Here is an 18,907-nt window from a genome sequence, read left to right as displayed (position 1 = left end):
AAAAAAACAAAAAAGCTCCTTAAAAAAGGAGCTTTCAATTTATATTAAATCAAGAATTAAATTCCGTCAATAATTTCATTTAAAACAGTACTTGGTCTCATTGCCTCATACGTTTTATATGTGTCGGTTTTGAAGTAGCCGTCAATGTTTTGAGGCTTACCTTGAGCACCGATCAATTCAGCATTGATTACCTCTTCATTTTCCTGCATTGCTTCTGCAACCGGAGCAAATTGTTCAGCCAATTCTGCATCTGCAGTTTGGTTTGCCAATGCTTCTGCCCAATACATTGCCAAATAGAAATGAGAACCTCTGTTATCGATTTGTCCAACTTTTCTTGCAGGAGATTTATCAGTCGCTAAGAATTTAGCATTTGCTTCATCTAATGCATCTGCTAAAACCTGAGATTTTGTATTCCCTTGAGTTTGTGCTAAATGCTCTAAAGAAGCCTGTAAAGCTAAGAATTCACCTAAAGAATCCCATCTTAAATAACCTTCTTCTAAGAATTGCTCAACGTGTTTTGGAGCAGAACCTCCGGCTCCTGTTTCGAATAAACCACCACCATTCATCAATGGAACGATAGAAAGCATTTTTGCAGAAGTTCCAAGTTCAAGAATTGGGAAAAGGTCAGTTAAATAATCTCTCAATACGTTTCCTGAAACAGAAATAGTATCTTTTCCTTCTCTTGCTCTCTTTAACGTTTCTGTCATTGCGTCTTTTACATCAAGAATTTTAATGTCAAGTCCGTTTGTATCATGATCAGCTAAATATTTTTCAACTTTTTTGATCATTTCTCTGTCGTGAGCTCTTCCTTTATCTAACCAGAAAATAGCAGGAGTATCAGAAAGTCTTGCTCTGTTTACCGCTAATTTTACCCAGTCTTGGATTGGAGCATCTTTAGTCTGACACATTCTGAAGATATCACCAGCTTCAACTTTCTGAGAAAGAAGAACGTTTCCAGCTTCGTCCTGAACTTCAACTGTTCCTTCAGCAGAAGCCTGGAAAGTTTTGTCGTGAGAACCGTATTCTTCAGCTTTTTGAGCCATCAAACCTACGTTAGGAACAGAACCCATTGTTGTAGGATCTAATTTTCCGTGCGCTTTCATATCATCAATTACAGACTGATAGAAACCTGCGTAAGAACGGTCAGGAATGATACAAACTGTATCTTCTTCGTTTCCGTCTTTGTTCCACATTTTTCCTCCGCCTCTTACCAAAGCAGCCATAGAAGCATCAACGATAATATCTGAAGGAACGTGGAAATTCGTAATTCCTTTATCAGAATTTACCATTGCCACTCTTGGTCCGTTTGCTAAAGCAGCTTCAATATCAGCTTTAATATCCGCTTCCTGAGCATTTCCTTTTATTTTATCGAAAAGATCAGCAAGACCGTTGTTTGGGTTTACATCTAAAGACTTAAATGTTTCAGCATATTTAGTGAAAACATCTTTAAAGAAAGTCTCAACGATAGCTCCGAAAACGATTGGATCTGAGATTTTCATCATTGTCGCTTTCAGGTGAGCAGAAAGAAGTACGTTTCTGTTTTTAGCTTCTTCGATAGCTTCCTGAACGAAAGATTTCAAAGAATTTAAGTTCATTACAGAAGAATCGATCACTTCTCCAGCCTGAAGACCTGCGAAATCTTTTAATAAAGTTTCAGCACCATCATTTCCTTTGAAAACGATCTTATATTTTGTAGCATTTTCTAGAGTAGTCGAAGTTTCAGTTCCGTAGAAATCTCCGCTGTTCATGTGAGCAACGTCAGTTTTGCTGTCTGAAGCCCAGTTACCCATTCTGTGAGGGTTTGCTTTTGCGTAGTTTTTAACAGCTTTTGGAGCACGTCTGTCAGAATTTCCTTCTCTAAGAACAGGGTTTACAGCACTTCCTAATACTTTAGCATACTTAGCTTTGATTGCTTTTTCCTCGTCATTTTTAGGTTCTGCAGGATAGTTTGGAACTGCGAAACCTTTAGCTTGCAATTCAGCAATAGCTGCATCTAACTGAGGTGCAGAAGCTGAAATATTTGGTAATTTGATAATGTTTGCATCCGGTTGAGTTGCCAATTCTCCTAATTGAGCTAAAGCATCAACGGTTTTCTGATCATCTTTCAAAAATTCTGGGAAGTTGGCTAAGATTCTTCCTGCCAAAGAAATATCCGGAACTGCGATCTCAATGTTTGCTGATTTTGTAAAAGCTTTTACAATCGGTAAAAACGAGTGTGTAGCCAACATTGGAGCTTCATCCGTAAGGGTGTAATAGATTTTTGATTTTTCTGACATTATACTGTTATTTATTATTTAAATTTTTAGTTTCACAAATTTAGTTAAATTTTAATTTTTTCCACTTTAATAATCAATGAGTTTTTTCACTTTAAGAATTATTTAACCTTTATTTCAAACAAATTCATCGGGAATTTGAATAAATTTGATAAAAATTTAAATAAATAAACTATGTCTACAATTACATTTAGAGGAAACCCAATAAATACGATAGGAAATCTTCCCGAAGTAGGAAAAGATGCACAGGAATTTACAATGGTTTCTGGAGATTTGTCTGAAAAAAACCTTGCTGATTATACAGGGAAAAGAGTTGTTCTGAACATTTTTCCAAGTATTGATACAGGAATTTGTGCGGCTTCTGCAAGAAAATTCAACGAAGAAGCTTCAAATCTTGATAATACAGTTGTAATTAATGTTTCAAGAGATTTGCCTTTTGCATTGTCAAGATTTTGTGCAGCTGAAGGTTTAAATAATGTTGAAACGTTATCAGATTTCAGAGGTAATTTTGGTGAAGATTATGGCGTTACGCTTTCTGATTCTCCTTTGAAAGGGCTTTTAAGCAGAGCAGTTGTTGTTTTGGATGAAAAAGCTAAAGTAATCTATACTGAGCAAGTTCCTGAAATCGGGCAAGAGCCTAATTACGAAGCTGCTATTGCATCTTTGAAGTAAATAAAAATATTTCTCAGTAATTTGAATCATTCTGTTATTTAATAGAATGATTTTTCTATTTTTGTGGATGAACGCAATAACCAGCCATTGAAGAATAAATTTACCTCTTTTGCTATAATCTGTTTTCTCTTTTACGGGAACACCGTTTTCAAAGCGCAGGAATCTGTTGAAATAAACAGTCTGAAAAGTCAGCTAAAATTGAATAAATCTGACAAAGAGAGAGCAAAAATCTTTGATGATTTAGGCAATATTTATTACCAGAATAAAAATATTGATAGTGCCATTTCGTATTCCAAATTAGGGTTACCTTTTTATTTAAAAAACAATAATGTTGAGCAGATAGGAAGAACAAATTTGTTTATAGGTAATTTATATTTACATAAAAATGATTTAGTTACCGGCGAAAAATATTTGTTGGAAGCAGAAAAATATCTCCATAAAACTGAAAACTACGAGAAGAGGGCGGTTCTCAATTTTCTGTTGGCACGAGTGAATGCTGTTAATAAAAAAAGTGATATTGCTACAAAATATTACAATGAAATTTTAAAATATAATAAAGAAGGCAGAAAAATAGACAAGAACATTGTAATGGAATCTTACCAAGGTCTTTTTGCCAACAATTTTATACAACAAGAATACGCAGACAGTTATACAGCTTTATATACGTACATCGATTTTGTTAAAAAAAACTATCCTGAAAATTTATATCCCGCCTACAGAAGTGCTGGGACATTTTTCTTAACCAGCAGAGATAATAAAAAAGCGTTGGAGTATTTCCAAAAAGGTTTGGAAGTTTCCCAAAAGAGTCATAATGATTTGCAGACAGCAGAAGCAAAAATTTTTATGGCTAATATTTATTCTGAAATGAATAAACTGGAAGTAGCAAAAAAATATCTGAATGAGGCTAAAAGTTATTACGAGGCTAAAAATTTGAAAGATAATTTACCGTTGGTCTATTACTATTTCTCAGATATTTATTCTAAAGAAAAAGATTTTGTAAAAGCTGAGGAATATGCAGCTAAAGGAATGAAATTGAGTAGTGAAAAAGACCCGATGTATCAGTATTACAAAAACCATGAAGGATTTATTGGGTTAAAAAAGATAATGGAAGATAGCTTAGCTCTAAAAAATGATCCGTCAAAACTTTCAGCATTAGAATCCAAAACAAAAGAGCAGGAAAAAAATCTTGAATATTTTACTCAATTGAAGACTTATGTTTCTCCGGAAATTTTTATTCAGAATTATGAAGTTTTACATCGTGCGTATGCTTTCCTTGGGGATTACACTCAGTCTTATTCGTACCTGAAAAAGATGTATGACAAGAAAGAAGAAACGTATGGAATGGACAAAATGAAAGCTCTTTCTTCTGTACAATCGGAAACGGAAGTCGCCAACGAAAGAACCCGCATAAAATTAGAAGAAGAAACCAAACGCATACAACTCCAGAAAGAGATAGAATTAAAAGCACTCCGTTTTGAATATGAAAAAAAACAGGCTGCGGCAAAAACGGAAGAAGAAAGAAAAAGATTAGCGCTTGAAGAAGATCTAAGACGAAAAGAAATTCAGATTAAATTTGATGAAGAGCAAAAAGCTGTAGCTTTAAAATATTCCCAGGAAAAAAATATCGCAAAAATCAATCAGGAAAAAAAAGATGCCATTGCCAAAGCAGATTTGGAAAGTTCTAAAACCCAGAAAAATATGTGGGCCATTGGAGCTGGTTTATCTTTATTGTTATTGGGTTTTGCAGGGTTTTCTTACAACCAAAAACGTAAAGACAACAAAAAAATCGCTGAAGAAAAACAAAAATCAGATGATTTATTGCTGAATATCCTTCCGTTTGAAGTTGCTGAAGAATTAAAGGAAAAAGGGAAAACAAGCGCAAAACATTTCGATGAAGTTTCTGTTTTGTTTACCGATTTTGTCAACTTTACTGCGAATTCCGAAAGAATCGGTGTGCAGGAAGTTTTGAATGAACTGAATATCTGCTTTACAGAGTTCGACAGAATCATGGAGAAATACAATTTAGAAAAGATAAAAACCATTGGCGATGCGTATTTAGCGGTGAGCGGATTGCCTGTTTCTAATGATCAACATGCAAAAAATGCAGTCAGTGCAAGTTTAGAAATTCTTTCTTATATTCAACATCGCAAACAGCACAATCCAAATGCTTTAAATATCAGGATTGGAATTCATTCCGGGGCGGTGATTGCAGGAATTGTAGGAGTGAAAAAATTCGCTTACGATATTTGGGGCGATACTGTAAATACGGCTGCAAGAATGGAGCAAAATAGCGCACCTGGAAGAGTAAATATCTCTGAAGCAACTTATCAGTTAATAAAAGAAAGCTTTAGTTTTGAGTATCGTGGGAAAATCGAAACCAAAGGTAAAGGCGCAATGGACATGTATTTCGTCAATCAAATTTAATTTTATCAGTGTGAAAAAAAATCTACTCTTTAAATTTCTATTTTTTGCATTCATTGTGTTGCAAACATTTTCTTTTGCTCAAAATTCTCGTGAGAAACCGAGAGTTTTTACCAATAAAGAAATTAAAGCTGGTGCTTCAATCGATGAAGCCAGTAAATTTTTCGCAGGTGATAATCCGGCCTTTGCCTCTGCAGAATTCGATGATTCTTCATGGGAAAATGTTAATTTTAATTCTAGAAAAGTTTATTCATGGAATCCTACAAATTATAACTTAAAAAAAGATGTTAAAAAAGATCAGATTTATTGGGTTCGGTATTATTTTAAGGTAGATTCTGCATCGGTCAATCAATCTTTATGTTTTAAAATTCAGCAACTCGGCGCTTCAGAAGTTTATTTAAACGGTAAAAAGATTGAAAGCATTGGCAAAATCGGAGACGAAAAATCAAGAGAATTCAGGATTAAAAACAGAATCCCCGAATTGTTTACTTTAGATAATACCAAAGTAAATGTTTTAGCGATACGGTTTTTACCAATTGCTGCAGGCAAAAAGAAGACCATTACTTTAGTGCCTTTTGCAATTGGTGTGGAGCTTGCTTCGGCTAATGAATTTATCAGAGACAAAATTGAAGAAGTGCAGTATTTCAATTTTTACACCATGCTGATTTGCGGAATATTTGGTGCATTAGGATTTATTCATCTCCTGTTGTTTATTTTCTACAGAAAAGCAATTTACAATCTTTATTTTTCTACATACAATTTTTCTATTTCTTTGATGAGTTATATGATTTTGCTTTTGTCAGAAATAAAAAATCCTTTAGATATCGACTCTTATACGTTTTTTGCATTTCTTTCGGTAATGGCATTTGGTACTTCGCTCACAGGATTTGTCAATACATTATTTGGAAGAACCAAAAAAAGACTGAAAGTAATGTTGATTATTTCGGCGTGTATTTTTATTCTTTATTATTTCAGTGCAGCTTCTGCGGCCAGTTTTGCATTTTTTTACCTTTGCTTTGTTGCTTTTGAATCTTTTTATTTAATAATCAGAGCAATGATCAGAAGAGAAAAATCTGCATTTATCGTTGGTGGAGGGGTTTTGGTATTCTTTCTTTTTATTGTAATGGTCATTATCTTCATGTTTTTAAATAAACTGAATACCATTGATATGGGCGAAATAATGGGCGATGATTTTATGGGATATGTCATGATTTTTATTTTCATAAGTTTTCCTATTTCAATCTCGGCCTATTTAGCATGGCAGTTTGCATCAACCAATTTAAGTCTTGTGAAACAGCTGGATGAAGTCAACCGACTTTCTGATATCAATATAAAACAGGAGCAGGAAAAACAGCAGATTCTTCAGGATCAAAATGATCTACTTGAAAAACAGGTTGACGAAAGAACTTTTGAATTGCAAAAAGAAAAGCAAAAAACCGAAAACTTACTCCTCAATATTCTTCCGCACGAAGTTGCCGAAGAATTAAAGGAAAACGGAAGCTCTGAAGCTAAATATTATGATGAAGTAAGTGTTTTATTTACCGATTTTGTTAATTTTACCCAAAGTTCCGAGAAAATGGGAGCCGAAAAAATGTTGGTCGAATTGAACGAATGTTTTACCGCTTTCGATTTAATTATGGAAAAGCATGGTTTAGAGAAAATAAAAACCATTGGTGATGCGTATTTGGCGGTTTGTGGATTACCTATGAAAAATGAATGTCACGCTTACAAAACGGTATTGGTAGCTTTGGATATTATTGATTTTATTGAAGAAAGAAAGAAAACTCATCCTGATGTTTTAGATATCAGAATCGGGATCAATTCAGGTTCTTTAATTGCCGGAATTGTTGGGGTGAAAAAGTTCGCATACGACATTTGGGGGGATACTGTAAACACGGCTGCAAGAATGGAACAAAACAGCCAGAAAGGAAAAATAAATATTTCAGAATCTACATATCAGCTGGTAAAAGACAAAATAGTCTGCGAATACAGAGGTAAAATTCATACCAAAGGAAAAGGCGATATGGATATGTATTTTGCCCTTGAAACTAAAAAAGATTTATAAATAATTTAAATTACTAGTCTAAAACTCTGCAATCTTTGCTCAGTAGAACGCCTTTGCGAACTTAAAAAATAGTTAGTAGTTTTAAAAAAAATCTTTGCGAACTTTGACTTTGCGTTAAAAGTTGCACTAAAAACAAATTAAAAAACATTTTCTATTTTAAATATGGAATACGAAAAATTAAATAAAATTATATTAAAAAGGCTCAGAGAAAATCTTCCCGAGCATCTGTCTTATCACAGCGTAATGCACGTAAAAGACGTTATCGATTCTGTAGAAAAAATTGCCAAATCTGAAGGAGTTAATGATGAAGATCTGGTATTGCTAAAAACGGCTGCATTATTTCACGATACAGGATTTTTATTTGGATCAAAAAATCATGAAGAAAAGTCTTGTGAAATTGCTGCGGAATATCTTTTAGAATACGGCTTTTCGCAAGATCAGTTAGATAAAATAAACGGAATGATCATGGCGACAAAAATTCCTCAGACTCCGAAAAATCATTTAGAACAAATTGTTGCCGATGCCGATTTAGACTATCTTGGTCGAGACGATTTTTTTGTGATCGGAGACAAATTGTTCGAAGAACTTTCTATGTTTGGAATCGTAAATTCTGAGCGCGACTGGAATTTATTACAGGAAAAGTTTTTAGAAAGCCATCATTATTTCACAGAAACAGCCATCAACAGCAGAAATCAAAAAAAACAGGATAACCTGGATATTATCAAAACAAAACTAAAAAACAACTGATCACTTTATGAGCTCAGCTTCTACTAAACATGGCCCGCTATTTACTTTATCAGATATTATTTATCTGGTTTTAGGAGTTATTTCTGCGAGTTTTGCTTTAAAATCTTTCCTCGTTCCTAATCACTTTTTAGATGGTGGTGTTACCGGTGTTTCACTTTTACTTCACGAAGTTTACCATTGGAATCTCGGAGTCATTCTATTGGTTTTAAACTTACCATTTATCATTCTGGCGTACTTCCAAATCGGAAAACACTTTGCGATCAGAAGTTTTTTAACGATTTTACTAATCATCATCGCCATTTTTTTCGTCCCTTTTCCGGAAGTGACCCATGACAAATTATTGGTCGCTGTGTTTGGCGGATTTTTCATGGGAATTGGAATCGGTTTATCTATGCGAGGTGGCGGAACTTTCGACGGAATGGAAGTTTTAGCCTTATTAACGTTCAAAAAAAGCAGTTTTAGCATTACCGAAATTATTTTAGGAATGAATGTGATCATCTTTATCATCGCAACCGTTTTTCTTAAATTTGAAATTGCTTTGTATGCAATTATGACGTACCTCGTGGCTAGTCAGATTACCAAATATGTAATTGAAGGAATCGAAGCTTACACTGGCGTAACCATTGTTTCTGCAAACAGTGAAGAAATCAAAAAAGCTTTGGTTTTAACAATGAACAGAGGAATCACAGTTTACAAAGGCGAAAGAGGTTTTATGAAAGAATCTTTCGAACAAAGCGCCGAGGCCGATATTATTTTCACGATTGTCACCAGATTGGAAGTTAGAAAACTGCAGAATATCGTTCGTTCTATCGATCCAAAAGCATTTATTTTTACACAGACCGTAAGAGAACCTCAAGGAGGAATTGTAAAGGAAATTATAAAGCATTAAAATTTTAAATAAATAATTATATTGCCTTTTGAAATTGTATTTTTCACAAGGCTTTTTTTATTTTTAAATCTAAATTTTAAGAAAATGGTAAAAAGAATTGTTGCTAATATAAAGGCAGAAGATTTATCTAAAGCTGATGTATTTTATCATGATATTTTAGGTCTCGAAACATTGATGAATCACGGCTGGATCAAAACTTTTGGCAATAACGAAGAAGCAAAAGTTCAGATAAGTTTTGCAACTCAAGGCGGAAATGACACCGAAGTTCCAGATCTTTCGATCGAAGTTGATAATGTAGATGAAATATATGAAAAGATGAACAATTCAGGATTTGAAATCACTTACCAATTGACCGACGAAGATTGGGGTGTTCGAAGATTCTTTGTGATAGACCCGTTCGGAAAACTCATTAATATTCTTTCACATCAGTAATTTTAATATTATTCTGTTGATTTAGTTAATTAAAAATCTTTGCATGAAAAAATAAAAATGTTAAAGCCTTATGTATTTCAATTGTAAGGTTTTAATTTTGCCTATCAACTATCAACTATCAACTATAACAAATGAAACGTTCCGGAACCGCAACTTTACCCCTTCACTACGGAAAAGTACCGCCTTGGCTTTATGAAAGAATGGCTGTACTCGGACTTTCTATTGTTGAAGTAATGCTTGCAGATTACGGGAAAAATGAAGTTCTTCGAAGATTAGCAGATCCGTTTTGGTTTCAAAGTTTTGGTGCTGTGATGGGAATGGATTGGCATTCTTCCGGAATTACAACATCTGTAATGGGAGCTTTAAAACGCAGCATCAACCCAAATTCCAAAGAACTCGGAATTTATATTTGTGGCGGAAAAGGTAGGTTTTCAAAAGAAACACCTAATGAACTTCTCGTTATTGCCGATAAAACCGGATTAGATGGAAACGAATTAGTTCGTGCCAGTAAACTTTCTGCAAAAGTCGATAATACGGCTATTCAGGATGGTTATCAGTTGTACCTTCATAATTTTATTCTTTCAGATGAAGGAAATTGGGCAGTTGTACAACAGGGAATGAATGATGCAGACGGAACTGCAAGAAGATATCATTGGCATTCGGAAAATATGGAATCTTTTGTCGACGAACCTCACAAAGGAATTCAGGGAATTAACCGTGGAAATATTCTGAATCTGACAGCTCACGAAGCTCAGGAAAGCCGCAAAGGAATTTTAGAAATTTCCCATACCAATTCAGAAAAAATCATGCAGGATTTCGCCAATTTGATTTTACCTGCGCATCATGATGTTCGTGCTTCTGATGTTGATTTGAAAAAACTCGGAACGCTTTTGTACATGACAAGAGAAAACCAGCCTGAAAACTTTGAAGAATTGCTTTTATTGAAAGGTGTAGGACCGCGAACTTTACAGAGCCTTGCTTTAGTAAGCGAAGTTATTCACGGTTCGCCTTCAAGGTTCAGAGATCCTGCAAGATTTTCTTTTGCGCACGGTGGAAAAGATGGGCATCCGTTTCCTGTTCCCATTAATGTTTACGATGAAACCATCAATATTCTTCAGAAAGGAATCGAAAAATCTAAATTGGGTAATTCTGATAAACTGCAATCCATCAATAAACTTCATACAATTATTGCAGAAGCCGAGAAAAATTTTACTCCGAACTTTGACATTAACGAAGTTATTGAAGAAGAACGTCAAAACTCCTGGAGATTTGGTGGTAAAACAGTATTCGGTGATGCTGAAAAACCTTCAAAACCTAAACCGATTCAGCTTTCTTTGTTTTAAATTTACTTGCTAAGAGTGGTTTCAAAACAGGGCAGTAAATCCTAAAATGCCCCTCCGAAAGGCTCCTGCACACTAGTAAGAAACTTTCGGCAACTCTTGAAACCTTCTTTCACCCCTGCGACAGACTTGCGGGAACCCACGAAAAGGCAAAACACCCTAGTAAGAAGCTTTCGGGAAATCTTTAAAATATTTTCAAAATATCATTGAATCAATAACTTTTCCTGGAACTTGTGACTGTCCGAAACGGATATTGAATTTGGAAACGTCTTCGTTATCCACTTCAATACGCTCTATTTTATCTAATTTTTTAATCAAAGACTGCGCAAAAGAAGCTTTTGTAGCACTTGCACGGAATTTGTTGATGTTATCTTCCATCTGCTTAAATTAACCTTAAATGATTTCAAAAATCAGTATCTAATTAGCATCTAGTTTGTCATTCCGAAGGAATCTCAACTATTTTAAAATTAATTCTTTGCTTAGATTCCTATGGAATGACAAAATGGGCATTTAGATTTAATAAGTTTTTTCACCAGAATTGGTAAATTAATGTATTAAAATACTTTGTAATTAATTAAAAATCTAGGATTACAATATTTAAATTCAGGTAATCCAAAAATAACACTTCCAATTCCAATAAAAATTTTAATTTTAAAATCTTAAATATTTATTGGATGACCAACAAAGCCTTTGACGTTTACCGCGATTTTCCTTTCTTTTTTCAGGAAGAGCTTGAGGAAATTATTCAGGCGCACGAAAAAGTAATTTTTCAAAAAGGGGAAACTATTCTGCAGGAAGGCAAAATGGCTAATGAATATTATATTTTAGAAAAAGGTTTGGCGCGTTCTTTTGTCAATGATTTCAACGGAAATGATGTGACGACAAACTTTTTTACAGAAAACGAAATTATCATCGATGTTTCTTCACTTTTTCAAAGAATTCCTACGCAGGAAAACATTGTTTGTATCACCGATTGTGAATGTTGGAAGATGGATTTTGATGTTTTTCAGGAACTATTTCATAAGATTCCGAATCTCAGAGAATGGGGAAGAGCTTGGATGTCTCAGCAGCTTTTTTTATGCAAACAGCGCTCGGTTGAGATGTTTATACTTTCTGCAACCAAACGTTATCTTCATCTTTTAGAGCAAAAATCTCAAGTCGTACAATTTGCACCACTTAAGCAGATAGCCTCATATCTTGGTGTTACTGACACTTCACTGAGCAGAATCCGCAAAGAACTGGTATCCCATCCGAAGAAAAATTAAATCTTGTCTTATGGCAAGTTGATTTTCAGAGTGACTTGGTAATTTTGGTTAAAAGTTTAACATCAAAAATTACAAAATGGAAATCAATCAAATTTACGTAAACCTTCCTGTAAAAGATGTTCAGAAAACAAGAGAATTCTGGACAAAACTTGGGTTTTCTATCAACGAACAATTTTCTGATGAAAAAGCAATCTGTGTAATCATGAAACAAGATCATATTTACACCATGTTTTTAAAAGAAGAGTTTTTCCAAACTTTCACAGATAGACCTGTTGCAAAGGGAGATACTACTCAAACGCTTCTTGCAGTTGGTGTAAACAGTCGTGAAGAAGTTGATCAAATGGTGAAGACTGCTACAGAAAATGGAGGTTCCAAATACAGTGAGCCAAGAGATTATGGCTGGATGTATCAGAAAACTTTTGCAGATTTAGACGGTCATCAGTGGGAAGTACTTTTTTCAGATATGTCTCAGCTTCCTGCAGAATTTTAAATTTCAGATTTAACCTAAATAAAAAATTACAAAATGAAAGTCAATCAAATTTATGTGAATCTTCCGGTGAAAGATATTCAGAAAACAAAAGAATTCTGGACTAAAATTGGATTCTCCATTAACGAGCAGTTTTCAGACGATAAAGCAGTTTGTGTTGTGTTGAATGACACTATTTACGTCATGTTTTTAACGGAAGAATATTTTCAGACTTTTTCAGAAAGACCTGTTCCAAAAGGCGATACAACACAAGTTCTGGTTGCAATTGGTTTAAACAGTCGTGAGGAAGTTGATCAGGTTGTTAATGCAGCCGTAGCGAACGGAGCTTATCAACATGAAGAACCACAAGATTACGGATGGATGTATCAAAATTCTTTTTGGGACATCAATGGACACGGATGGAATGTGACGTTTGCTGATATATCTCAAATGCCTTCGCAGCCTTAAGCACAATTTTAATCAACCTTAACCTTAACCTTAAATTATGGACACACCAAAATCATCAAAATTAGAAATTATAATTCCTGCATTTCGAGGTCACAGTCAGAGTTTTCTGATGGTTCTTGATGGAATTTCAGAGGAAGATGCGCTGAAAAGAATTGAAGGCAGAACAAACCATATCGTTTGGATGGTAGGTAATTTTCTCGATATGCGCTATGCAATGGGAAGCGTGCTCGGATTAAATGAAGAATTCGAGTTTAAAGATTTTTTCTTTCAGGGAAAAGCGTTAGATACAAACTTAGAATATCCATCTTTACAGCAATTGAAAGATTCTTTTCATAAAATCTCACCGCTTGTTTACAATAAATTATTGGAAGCTTCAGACGAAGATTTAGAGAAAGCATTTCCGATGGGAATGAACATTGATTTTTTTCCTGAAACAGTTCTGAATTTTGTTGGAATGTGCATTGGTCGTGAAGATTATCTGTGCGGACAGATCGGATTGATGCGCAGAATTCTTGGGTACGAAGGAATGAAATATGATTTCGATAAAGATTTAAAATATTAACCGATGAATCCGGTTGAAAAAGGGCATAAACACGTCAACGGAATTCAGGTGTATTATGAAATCTACGGTTCCGGAAAACCTTTAGTCTTGATTCATGGAGGCGGAGGTTCTATTTTATATGATTATAAAGAAATTATCTCAAGACTTGAAAACAAATTTCAGCTAATCGGAATCGATCTTCAAAACCATGGAAGGACAGATCATCGCGATATTCCTGAAACTTTCGAAAAGGATGCAGATGATGTTGCAGCACTTTTGAAAGAATTAAATATTGAAAAAGCTTCTTTTTGGGGTTTCAGTAATGGCGGAAGTACAGTGATGCAGCTCGCTCATCGTCACCCGAAAATAATTGATAAATTGATTGTCGCATCAGCATTTTATAAAAAAAGCGGAATGATAGATGGATTTTTCGAAAGCATGATTGATGTAACGTTAGAATCAATGCCTGAACCACTTAAAATTAATTTTTTAAACTTAAACCATGATGTCACGAAACTCAAAAATATGTTTGATAAAGACAGCAAAAGAATGCAAACTTTCGAAGATTGGGACGAGAAAATTTTAACATCAATAAAAGCTCCTATCTTGTTTATTTCAGGGGATAAAGACATTATAAAACCTGAACATGTTGTTGAAATGTGGCGATTATTAGATGGTTCACAATTAATGATTCTTCCTGCAACTCACGGTTCGTATATGATGGCGGATTTTGGAGGAAATGTAGATAAAAATTTAATTGACTTTACAGCTAATGAGGTCGATAAATTTTTAAACCAATAATTCATTGAAGGTTAGATGAGATTCTTCCTTCGTCAGAATGACAAAGTACACGTTCATTCTTCGCTGAGTGAAATCGAAGATTCGACGAAGTCAAACGCCTTTGCTTCTATAATTTCATTGATTTTAAAGGAACCGGCGAATTTCATTTGCGAACGAAAGATATTCTCAATCATTTCAAGAAAATCTTTGCGCTTTTTTGCGTTTAAAAAAGAGATTACTTCTCACAATAACAATAAAACTAACTTTTTAAAAATAAAAATCATGGCAAAATTAAATCCGTACCTGAATTTTGACGGTACAGCAGAAAAAGCATTTACATTTTACAAATCTGTTTTTGGCGGAGAATTCGTTGGAGAAATCCATAAAATGGGCAATGCTCCCGGAACTGAAAATTTATCAGACGAAGAAAAAAACAGAGTAATGCACATTGCTCTTCCCATTGGCGGAGATCTTTTGATGGCTTCAGATATTATACCGTCATTCGGACAGAAATTAACCGTTGGAAATAATAATTATGTTTCAATTTTCCCTGATTCCAGAGAAGATGCAGAGAGAATTTTTAAAGGACTTTCAGAAGGTGGAAATATTGAAATGCCGCTTGAAGACCAGTTTTGGGGAGATTATTTCGGAAGCTTTCAGGATCAGTTCGGTGTTCATTGGATGATTAATTATAACGAAGAATACACAAAATAGTTTTATATTTAATTAATGAAAGGGTAGATGTTAATTTACCCTTATTTTACACCATAAAAACAAAATATTAAATGGACAAAGTTAAAATTGACATTACGATCTTGGCGCCGGTAGAAAAAGTCTGGGATTATTTTAATGATCCAAAACACATTACCAAATGGAATTTTGCACACGAAAGCTGGTTTTGTCCGAGTTCTGAAAATGATTTGAAACCGGGCGGGAAATTCAATAACCGAATGGAGGCAAAAGACGGAAGCTTCGGATTTGATTTTATAGGAATTTATGACGAAGTGATTCCGAATGAAAGAATAAAATATCACATCGAAGATGGAAGAAACGTAGAAGTTGTTTTTGAGAAAATAGACGAAAATACCACTAAAGTAACCGAGATTTTCGATCCTGAAAAACAAAATTCAGTTGAAATGCAGCGTGAAGGATGGTACGCGATTCTCAACAATTTTCATAAATATGTAGAAAATAACTAACAATTTTTTTTGCAATATGATCAACTTAATAATTATGGCAAAGTGTTTAAACTCTATTTGTGCTGTTAATTATGTTGCGAATGGAGATTTTTTGAAGGGGATTATAGCGATGCCAGCAAGAAGGGCTCTTGAAAAAGAAAAGATTGATTCTTTAGAAAAACTGTCACTTTATTCTGAGCAGGAAATCATGCAGCTTCACGGTTTTGGAAAAAATGCGATGGAGAAATTAAAGTGTTATATGCAGGAAAATCAGATTTCTTTTAAAAATAATTAAAAACTAAAACATAAGGTTTGCCATTGCCAGCGAAGCAATCTTTAAACATAAATACATCACATATTTTTCTTAACATAATACAGAATAAATATTAAACAAGTCGTGTTTGAACTCAATCAATTCTAAATTTAAAATAATGAATAACAATATTTTCCCATGCCTTTGGTATGATGGTGATGCAAAAGAATCAGCTGAATTTTATTGCAAAATATTTGACGGAAAAATTACTGCAGATACTCCGGTAGTCTTAAATCTAGAACTTTTCGGACAAAAATTAATGCTTTTAAATGGCGGCCCGCATTTTGAAAAAAATGCTTCCGTTTCGTTTATGGTCATGTGTGAAACCGAAGATGAAGTCCAGAAATATTGGGATCAATTAGAAGACGGAGGGATTGTTTTGATGGCATTAGATTCTTACCCTTGGAGTAAAAAATATGGTTGGGTTCGCGATAAATTCGGAGTAACATGGCAATTATATTTAGGTGAAAAGAAAAGCGAGCAAAGAATTATTCCGACTTTAATGTTTATCCATCAAAATAATGGGAAAGCCATGGAAGCGATGGAATTGTACACCAAAATTTTCCCCAATTCAAAGATAGAAAGTGTTCTGAAATATGGAGAAGGGGTAAATGATGAAAATCACGAAGTTCCGGAAAATGTACAGCATGCCCATTTTGAAATTGACGGTTATTCAATGTTTTGCATGGATAATTCATACGATCACAAATTTGATTTTAATGAAGGCATTTCTATGGTTATCATGACAGATAATCAGGAAACAACTGACCATCTTTGGAGCTCTCTCACTGCAGATGGAGGTAGAGAAAGTATGTGTGGTTGGCTGAAAGATAAATTCGGAATGAGCTGGCAAATTGTACCCAAAAGATTAATTGAGCTGATGAGTGATTCTGATCAGCAAAAAGCCCAAAATGTAGTACAGGCTATGATGAAGATGCAAAAAATTGTAATTAAAGATTTAGAAGAAGCTTATCATTCTTAAAATTTGCTGGAATTCAGGTGGTGGAGGCTGGAAGTCTTTTTAAGTCAGAAACAACTTCCAACATCCAGCTTCGATCATCCAACTTTTCTTTTCGGCTTGTGATTTGATGAGGTTTATTTACAAAAAGATTTGCTTATGAAGACGCAGAACAAGTCAAAATCACTTTCCAAAGTACCTAAAGACGGTTTGTATCCTGAGATTATCAGGCAAAATTATTTAGGAAGTAAAAAATTACTTAATAAAAAAGCCATTATTTCCGGTGGCGACAGCGGAATCGGTCAGGCAGTAGCCGTTCATTTTGCAAGAGAAGGAGCCGATGTTGCTGTCATTTATAAAGAAAGTGTAAAAGATGCCAGAGAAACCCAAAGATTGGTTGAAAAAGAGGGTCAGGAATGTATTCTTTTCAAAGGTGATATTTCTAAAAAAGCATTTAGAAAAAATACTTTAGAAAAAATCAGCAAACATTGGAAAAATGTTGATATTCTGGTCAATAATGCCGGAATTCAGTTTCCGAAAGGTGAGATCGAAAAAATTTCGGATGATCAGATTAATGAAACATTTAAGGTCAATATTATTTCAATGATTTCTTTTACAAGAGACTGTTTGAAGGTAATGAATAAAGGCGCACGAATCATCTGTACCACTTCGGTAACTGCCTATCGCGGAAGCGATCATCTCATCGATTATTCGGCAACAAAAGGTGCAATAGCTACATTTGTCCGGTCATTGGCCACAAATCTTGCTGAGCGTAAAATCTTAGTCAACGGTGTTGCTCCGGGCCCGATTTGGACTCCGTTAGTGAAAGAAACTTTTGAAGATATTGCTTCGTTCGGAAAAGATACACCTTTAAAAAGAGCCGGTCAGCCTTCAGAAGTTGCACCTGCGTATGTTTTTCTGGCTTCGGAAGATTCCAGTTTTATCACGGGCGAAATTATTCACATCAATGGCGGTGATTTTGTCGGTGGATAAATAATTTTACCTAAACCTAAACCTAAACTAAATATACATTAAATTATGGAAACTTTAGAATTCGAAATTAAAATTAATGCAGCTCCGGAAAAAATATGGACCGTTTTGTGGGATGATTTGAGTTACAGACAATGGACTTCAGCGTTTTCTAAAGGCTCATTTTATCTCGGGACTTGGGATGAAGGCAGCATCATTAAATTTTTTGATCCGAACAATAACGGAATGTACAGTCGTGTTGTAAAGAATGATCCCAATAAAGAGATGATTTTTCTGCATTTGGGCGAAATTTATGATGGCGTAGAAACTCCACAAGATTGGGGAGACGCCACAGAATCTTATATTTTAGAGGAAACAGAAGAAGAAACTATATTGAAAGTAGCGATTAAATCGTCACCGGAATTCAAAGATTTTTTTGAAGAAAAATTCCCGGCTGCACTTCAAAATGTAAAGAATCTGGCTGAAAATCAACTTTAGATGATTGATTATTTGCAAAGACACAAATGATTTTAACCAAATTGCACACATCAAAAAATCATTATTATGGAAAATTTATCGTACGACATTATTATCAATGCTCCAAAACAAAAAATATGGGATGTCTTGTGGACACCAGAAACGTACAGTGAATGGACGAAATATTTCAATCCTAAGTCGATTTCAATCATGAAATCAGATTGGCAAGTTGGCGGAAAAACGTATTTTACAAATACAGAAGGTGAAGGAATGGTCTCCACGATCGATAGTCTGGAAAAGCCCGATCAGATTGTTTTTAAACATTTAGGAATGGTTGATAAAGAAGGAAATGAAGATACTCAAAGCAAAGAAGTGATGGAGTGGAACGGTTCTTTCGAAAAATATTTCCTAATTTCTCTTGATGACGGAACTGTAAAACTTCAAGCAGAAGTTCAGGCCGAAAGCGAATGGAAAGATCATATGAACGAAGGCTTTACCAAAGGTTTACAGATTGTTAAAGATCTTGCCGAATCGAATTAATAGGATTTGTATACGTTATATCAGGAGGTTTTTTACAGAAAACCTCTTTTTTTATTTAACTTTAAAAAAATATTCTCAATCATTTGTGAAAATAAGTGATATATGCGAGAATT

General features: G+C 34.4%; 20 protein-coding genes and 1 pseudogene. 19 read left to right on the top strand and 2 right to left on the bottom strand.

Annotated features, from left to right (window positions below):
- Positions 1 to 56: 56 nt before the first annotated feature.
- Complete coding sequence (locus OH814_RS06860; protein WP_308827647.1) at positions 57 to 2,276, bottom strand: NADP-dependent isocitrate dehydrogenase; 2,220 nt, start codon at positions 2,274 to 2,276, stop codon at positions 57 to 59.
- Between the two features lie 171 nt (positions 2,277 to 2,447).
- On the opposite strand from OH814_RS06860, the gene tpx reads away from it, so the two are divergent.
- The 7 genes from tpx (at position 2,448) to OH814_RS06825 (ending at position 10,842) form a co-directional block, all read left to right on the top strand.
- Positions 2,448 to 2,945 (top strand): thiol peroxidase, encoded by a 498-nt coding sequence (gene tpx / locus OH814_RS06855; protein ID WP_308827646.1) that lies wholly within the window; start codon positions 2,448 to 2,450, stop codon positions 2,943 to 2,945.
- Between the two features lie 87 nt (positions 2,946 to 3,032).
- Positions 3,033 to 5,369: an adenylate/guanylate cyclase domain-containing protein gene (locus tag OH814_RS06850; RefSeq protein ID WP_308827645.1), complete on the top strand. Its 2,337-nt coding sequence runs from the start codon at positions 3,033 to 3,035 to the stop codon at positions 5,367 to 5,369.
- 10 nt (positions 5,370 to 5,379) lie between these two features.
- Positions 5,380 to 7,431, top strand: a complete 2,052-nt coding sequence (locus OH814_RS06845) for an adenylate/guanylate cyclase domain-containing protein (RefSeq protein WP_308827644.1) — start codon at positions 5,380 to 5,382, stop codon at positions 7,429 to 7,431.
- Between the two features lie 162 nt (positions 7,432 to 7,593).
- Entirely contained in the window at positions 7,594 to 8,178 is a 585-nt protein-coding gene (locus tag OH814_RS06840) for an HD domain-containing protein (RefSeq protein WP_308827643.1), read from the top strand.
- 7 nt (positions 8,179 to 8,185) lie between these two features.
- Positions 8,186 to 9,067: a YitT family protein gene (locus OH814_RS06835; RefSeq protein WP_308827642.1), complete on the top strand. Its 882-nt coding sequence runs from the start codon at positions 8,186 to 8,188 to the stop codon at positions 9,065 to 9,067.
- An 84-nt stretch (positions 9,068 to 9,151) separates the two neighbouring features.
- On the top strand, positions 9,152 to 9,499 hold the full coding sequence (locus tag OH814_RS06830) for a VOC family protein (protein WP_308827641.1): 348 nt from the start codon (positions 9,152 to 9,154) through the stop codon (positions 9,497 to 9,499).
- A 131-nt stretch (positions 9,500 to 9,630) separates the two neighbouring features.
- Positions 9,631 to 10,842 carry a DUF763 domain-containing protein gene (locus tag OH814_RS06825; protein WP_308827640.1) on the top strand — a complete coding sequence of 404 codons (1,212 nt, stop codon included), beginning with the start codon at positions 9,631 to 9,633 and terminating at the stop codon, positions 10,840 to 10,842.
- 210 nt (positions 10,843 to 11,052) lie between these two features.
- On the opposite strand, the pseudogene OH814_RS06820 reads toward OH814_RS06825, so the two are convergent.
- Positions 11,053 to 11,223, bottom strand: a pseudogene (locus OH814_RS06820) (hypothetical protein); the annotation flags it as partial.
- A 290-nt stretch (positions 11,224 to 11,513) separates the two neighbouring features.
- On the opposite strand from OH814_RS06820, the gene OH814_RS06815 reads away from it, so the two are divergent.
- From OH814_RS06815 to OH814_RS06760, 12 genes are all read left to right on the top strand, one after another.
- On the top strand, positions 11,514 to 12,104 hold the full coding sequence (locus tag OH814_RS06815) for a Crp/Fnr family transcriptional regulator (protein ID WP_308827639.1): 591 nt from the start codon (positions 11,514 to 11,516) through the stop codon (positions 12,102 to 12,104).
- Positions 12,105 to 12,180: 76 nt separating this feature from the next.
- On the top strand, positions 12,181 to 12,594 hold the full coding sequence (locus OH814_RS06810) for a VOC family protein (protein ID WP_279195472.1): 414 nt from the start codon (positions 12,181 to 12,183) through the stop codon (positions 12,592 to 12,594).
- Between the two features lie 33 nt (positions 12,595 to 12,627).
- Complete coding sequence (locus tag OH814_RS06805) at positions 12,628 to 13,038, top strand: VOC family protein (protein ID WP_308827638.1); 411 nt, start codon at positions 12,628 to 12,630, stop codon at positions 13,036 to 13,038.
- Positions 13,039 to 13,075: 37 nt separating this feature from the next.
- Entirely contained in the window at positions 13,076 to 13,600 is a 525-nt protein-coding gene (locus OH814_RS06800) for a DinB family protein (RefSeq protein WP_308827637.1), read from the top strand.
- A 3-nt stretch (positions 13,601 to 13,603) separates the two neighbouring features.
- Positions 13,604 to 14,380: an alpha/beta hydrolase gene (locus OH814_RS06795; protein ID WP_308827636.1), complete on the top strand. Its 777-nt coding sequence runs from the start codon at positions 13,604 to 13,606 to the stop codon at positions 14,378 to 14,380.
- Positions 14,381 to 14,641: 261 nt separating this feature from the next.
- Positions 14,642 to 15,073: a VOC family protein gene (locus OH814_RS06790; RefSeq protein ID WP_308827635.1), complete on the top strand. Its 432-nt coding sequence runs from the start codon at positions 14,642 to 14,644 to the stop codon at positions 15,071 to 15,073.
- Positions 15,074 to 15,144: 71 nt separating this feature from the next.
- On the top strand, positions 15,145 to 15,558 hold the full coding sequence (locus tag OH814_RS06785; RefSeq protein WP_308827634.1) for an SRPBCC family protein: 414 nt from the start codon (positions 15,145 to 15,147) through the stop codon (positions 15,556 to 15,558).
- Between the two features lie 34 nt (positions 15,559 to 15,592).
- Complete coding sequence (locus tag OH814_RS06780) at positions 15,593 to 15,832, top strand: hypothetical protein (protein ID WP_308827633.1); 240 nt, start codon at positions 15,593 to 15,595, stop codon at positions 15,830 to 15,832.
- 136 nt (positions 15,833 to 15,968) lie between these two features.
- Positions 15,969 to 16,832 carry a VOC family protein gene (locus tag OH814_RS06775; RefSeq protein ID WP_308827632.1) on the top strand — a complete coding sequence of 288 codons (864 nt, stop codon included), beginning with the start codon at positions 15,969 to 15,971 and terminating at the stop codon, positions 16,830 to 16,832.
- 135 nt (positions 16,833 to 16,967) lie between these two features.
- Positions 16,968 to 17,801, top strand: a complete 834-nt coding sequence (locus tag OH814_RS06770; RefSeq protein ID WP_308827631.1) for an SDR family oxidoreductase — start codon at positions 16,968 to 16,970, stop codon at positions 17,799 to 17,801.
- A 45-nt stretch (positions 17,802 to 17,846) separates the two neighbouring features.
- A complete protein-coding gene (locus tag OH814_RS06765; RefSeq protein WP_076559226.1) occupies positions 17,847 to 18,275 on the top strand; it encodes an ATPase in 429 nt (142 codons plus the stop codon).
- 66 nt (positions 18,276 to 18,341) lie between these two features.
- Positions 18,342 to 18,794, top strand: coding sequence for an SRPBCC domain-containing protein (locus OH814_RS06760; protein WP_076559224.1), 453 nt, complete (start codon positions 18,342 to 18,344; stop codon positions 18,792 to 18,794).
- Positions 18,795 to 18,907 lie beyond the last annotated feature (113 nt).

Source organism: Chryseobacterium sp. CFS15, assembly GCF_031118795.1.
Taxonomy (GTDB): domain Bacteria; phylum Bacteroidota; class Bacteroidia; order Flavobacteriales; family Weeksellaceae; genus Chryseobacterium; species Chryseobacterium indoltheticum.
The sequence above is the reverse complement of the archived record's forward strand: the minus strand, read 5'-3'. Positions and strand labels throughout refer to the sequence as shown.

What these genes read in the sequence shown, in the direction of transcription:
- OH814_RS06805 (WP_308827638.1), top strand. Translation starts at nt 12,628, where the DNA reads ATGAAAGTCAATCAAATTTATGTGAATCTTCCGGTGAAAGATATTCAG.
- OH814_RS06860 (WP_308827647.1), bottom strand. Translation starts at nt 2,276, where the DNA reads ATGTCAGAAAAATCAAAAATCTATTACACCCTTACGGATGAAGCTCCA.
- OH814_RS06835 (WP_308827642.1), top strand. Translation starts at nt 8,186, where the DNA reads ATGAGCTCAGCTTCTACTAAACATGGCCCGCTATTTACTTTATCAGAT.
- OH814_RS06790 (WP_308827635.1), top strand. Translation starts at nt 14,642, where the DNA reads ATGGCAAAATTAAATCCGTACCTGAATTTTGACGGTACAGCAGAAAAA.
- OH814_RS06780 (WP_308827633.1), top strand. Translation starts at nt 15,593, where the DNA reads ATGGCAAAGTGTTTAAACTCTATTTGTGCTGTTAATTATGTTGCGAAT.
- OH814_RS06830 (WP_308827641.1), top strand. Translation starts at nt 9,152, where the DNA reads ATGGTAAAAAGAATTGTTGCTAATATAAAGGCAGAAGATTTATCTAAA.
- OH814_RS06825 (WP_308827640.1), top strand. Translation starts at nt 9,631, where the DNA reads ATGAAACGTTCCGGAACCGCAACTTTACCCCTTCACTACGGAAAAGTA.
- OH814_RS06815 (WP_308827639.1), top strand. Translation starts at nt 11,514, where the DNA reads ATGACCAACAAAGCCTTTGACGTTTACCGCGATTTTCCTTTCTTTTTT.
- OH814_RS06775 (WP_308827632.1), top strand. Translation starts at nt 15,969, where the DNA reads ATGAATAACAATATTTTCCCATGCCTTTGGTATGATGGTGATGCAAAA.
- OH814_RS06800 (WP_308827637.1), top strand. Translation starts at nt 13,076, where the DNA reads ATGGACACACCAAAATCATCAAAATTAGAAATTATAATTCCTGCATTT.
- OH814_RS06760 (WP_076559224.1), top strand. Translation starts at nt 18,342, where the DNA reads ATGGAAAATTTATCGTACGACATTATTATCAATGCTCCAAAACAAAAA.
- OH814_RS06795 (WP_308827636.1), top strand. Translation starts at nt 13,604, where the DNA reads ATGAATCCGGTTGAAAAAGGGCATAAACACGTCAACGGAATTCAGGTG.
- OH814_RS06770 (WP_308827631.1), top strand. Translation starts at nt 16,968, where the DNA reads ATGAAGACGCAGAACAAGTCAAAATCACTTTCCAAAGTACCTAAAGAC.
- OH814_RS06810 (WP_279195472.1), top strand. Translation starts at nt 12,181, where the DNA reads ATGGAAATCAATCAAATTTACGTAAACCTTCCTGTAAAAGATGTTCAG.
- OH814_RS06840 (WP_308827643.1), top strand. Translation starts at nt 7,594, where the DNA reads ATGGAATACGAAAAATTAAATAAAATTATATTAAAAAGGCTCAGAGAA.
- OH814_RS06785 (WP_308827634.1), top strand. Translation starts at nt 15,145, where the DNA reads ATGGACAAAGTTAAAATTGACATTACGATCTTGGCGCCGGTAGAAAAA.
- tpx (WP_308827646.1), top strand. Translation starts at nt 2,448, where the DNA reads ATGTCTACAATTACATTTAGAGGAAACCCAATAAATACGATAGGAAAT.
- OH814_RS06765 (WP_076559226.1), top strand. Translation starts at nt 17,847, where the DNA reads ATGGAAACTTTAGAATTCGAAATTAAAATTAATGCAGCTCCGGAAAAA.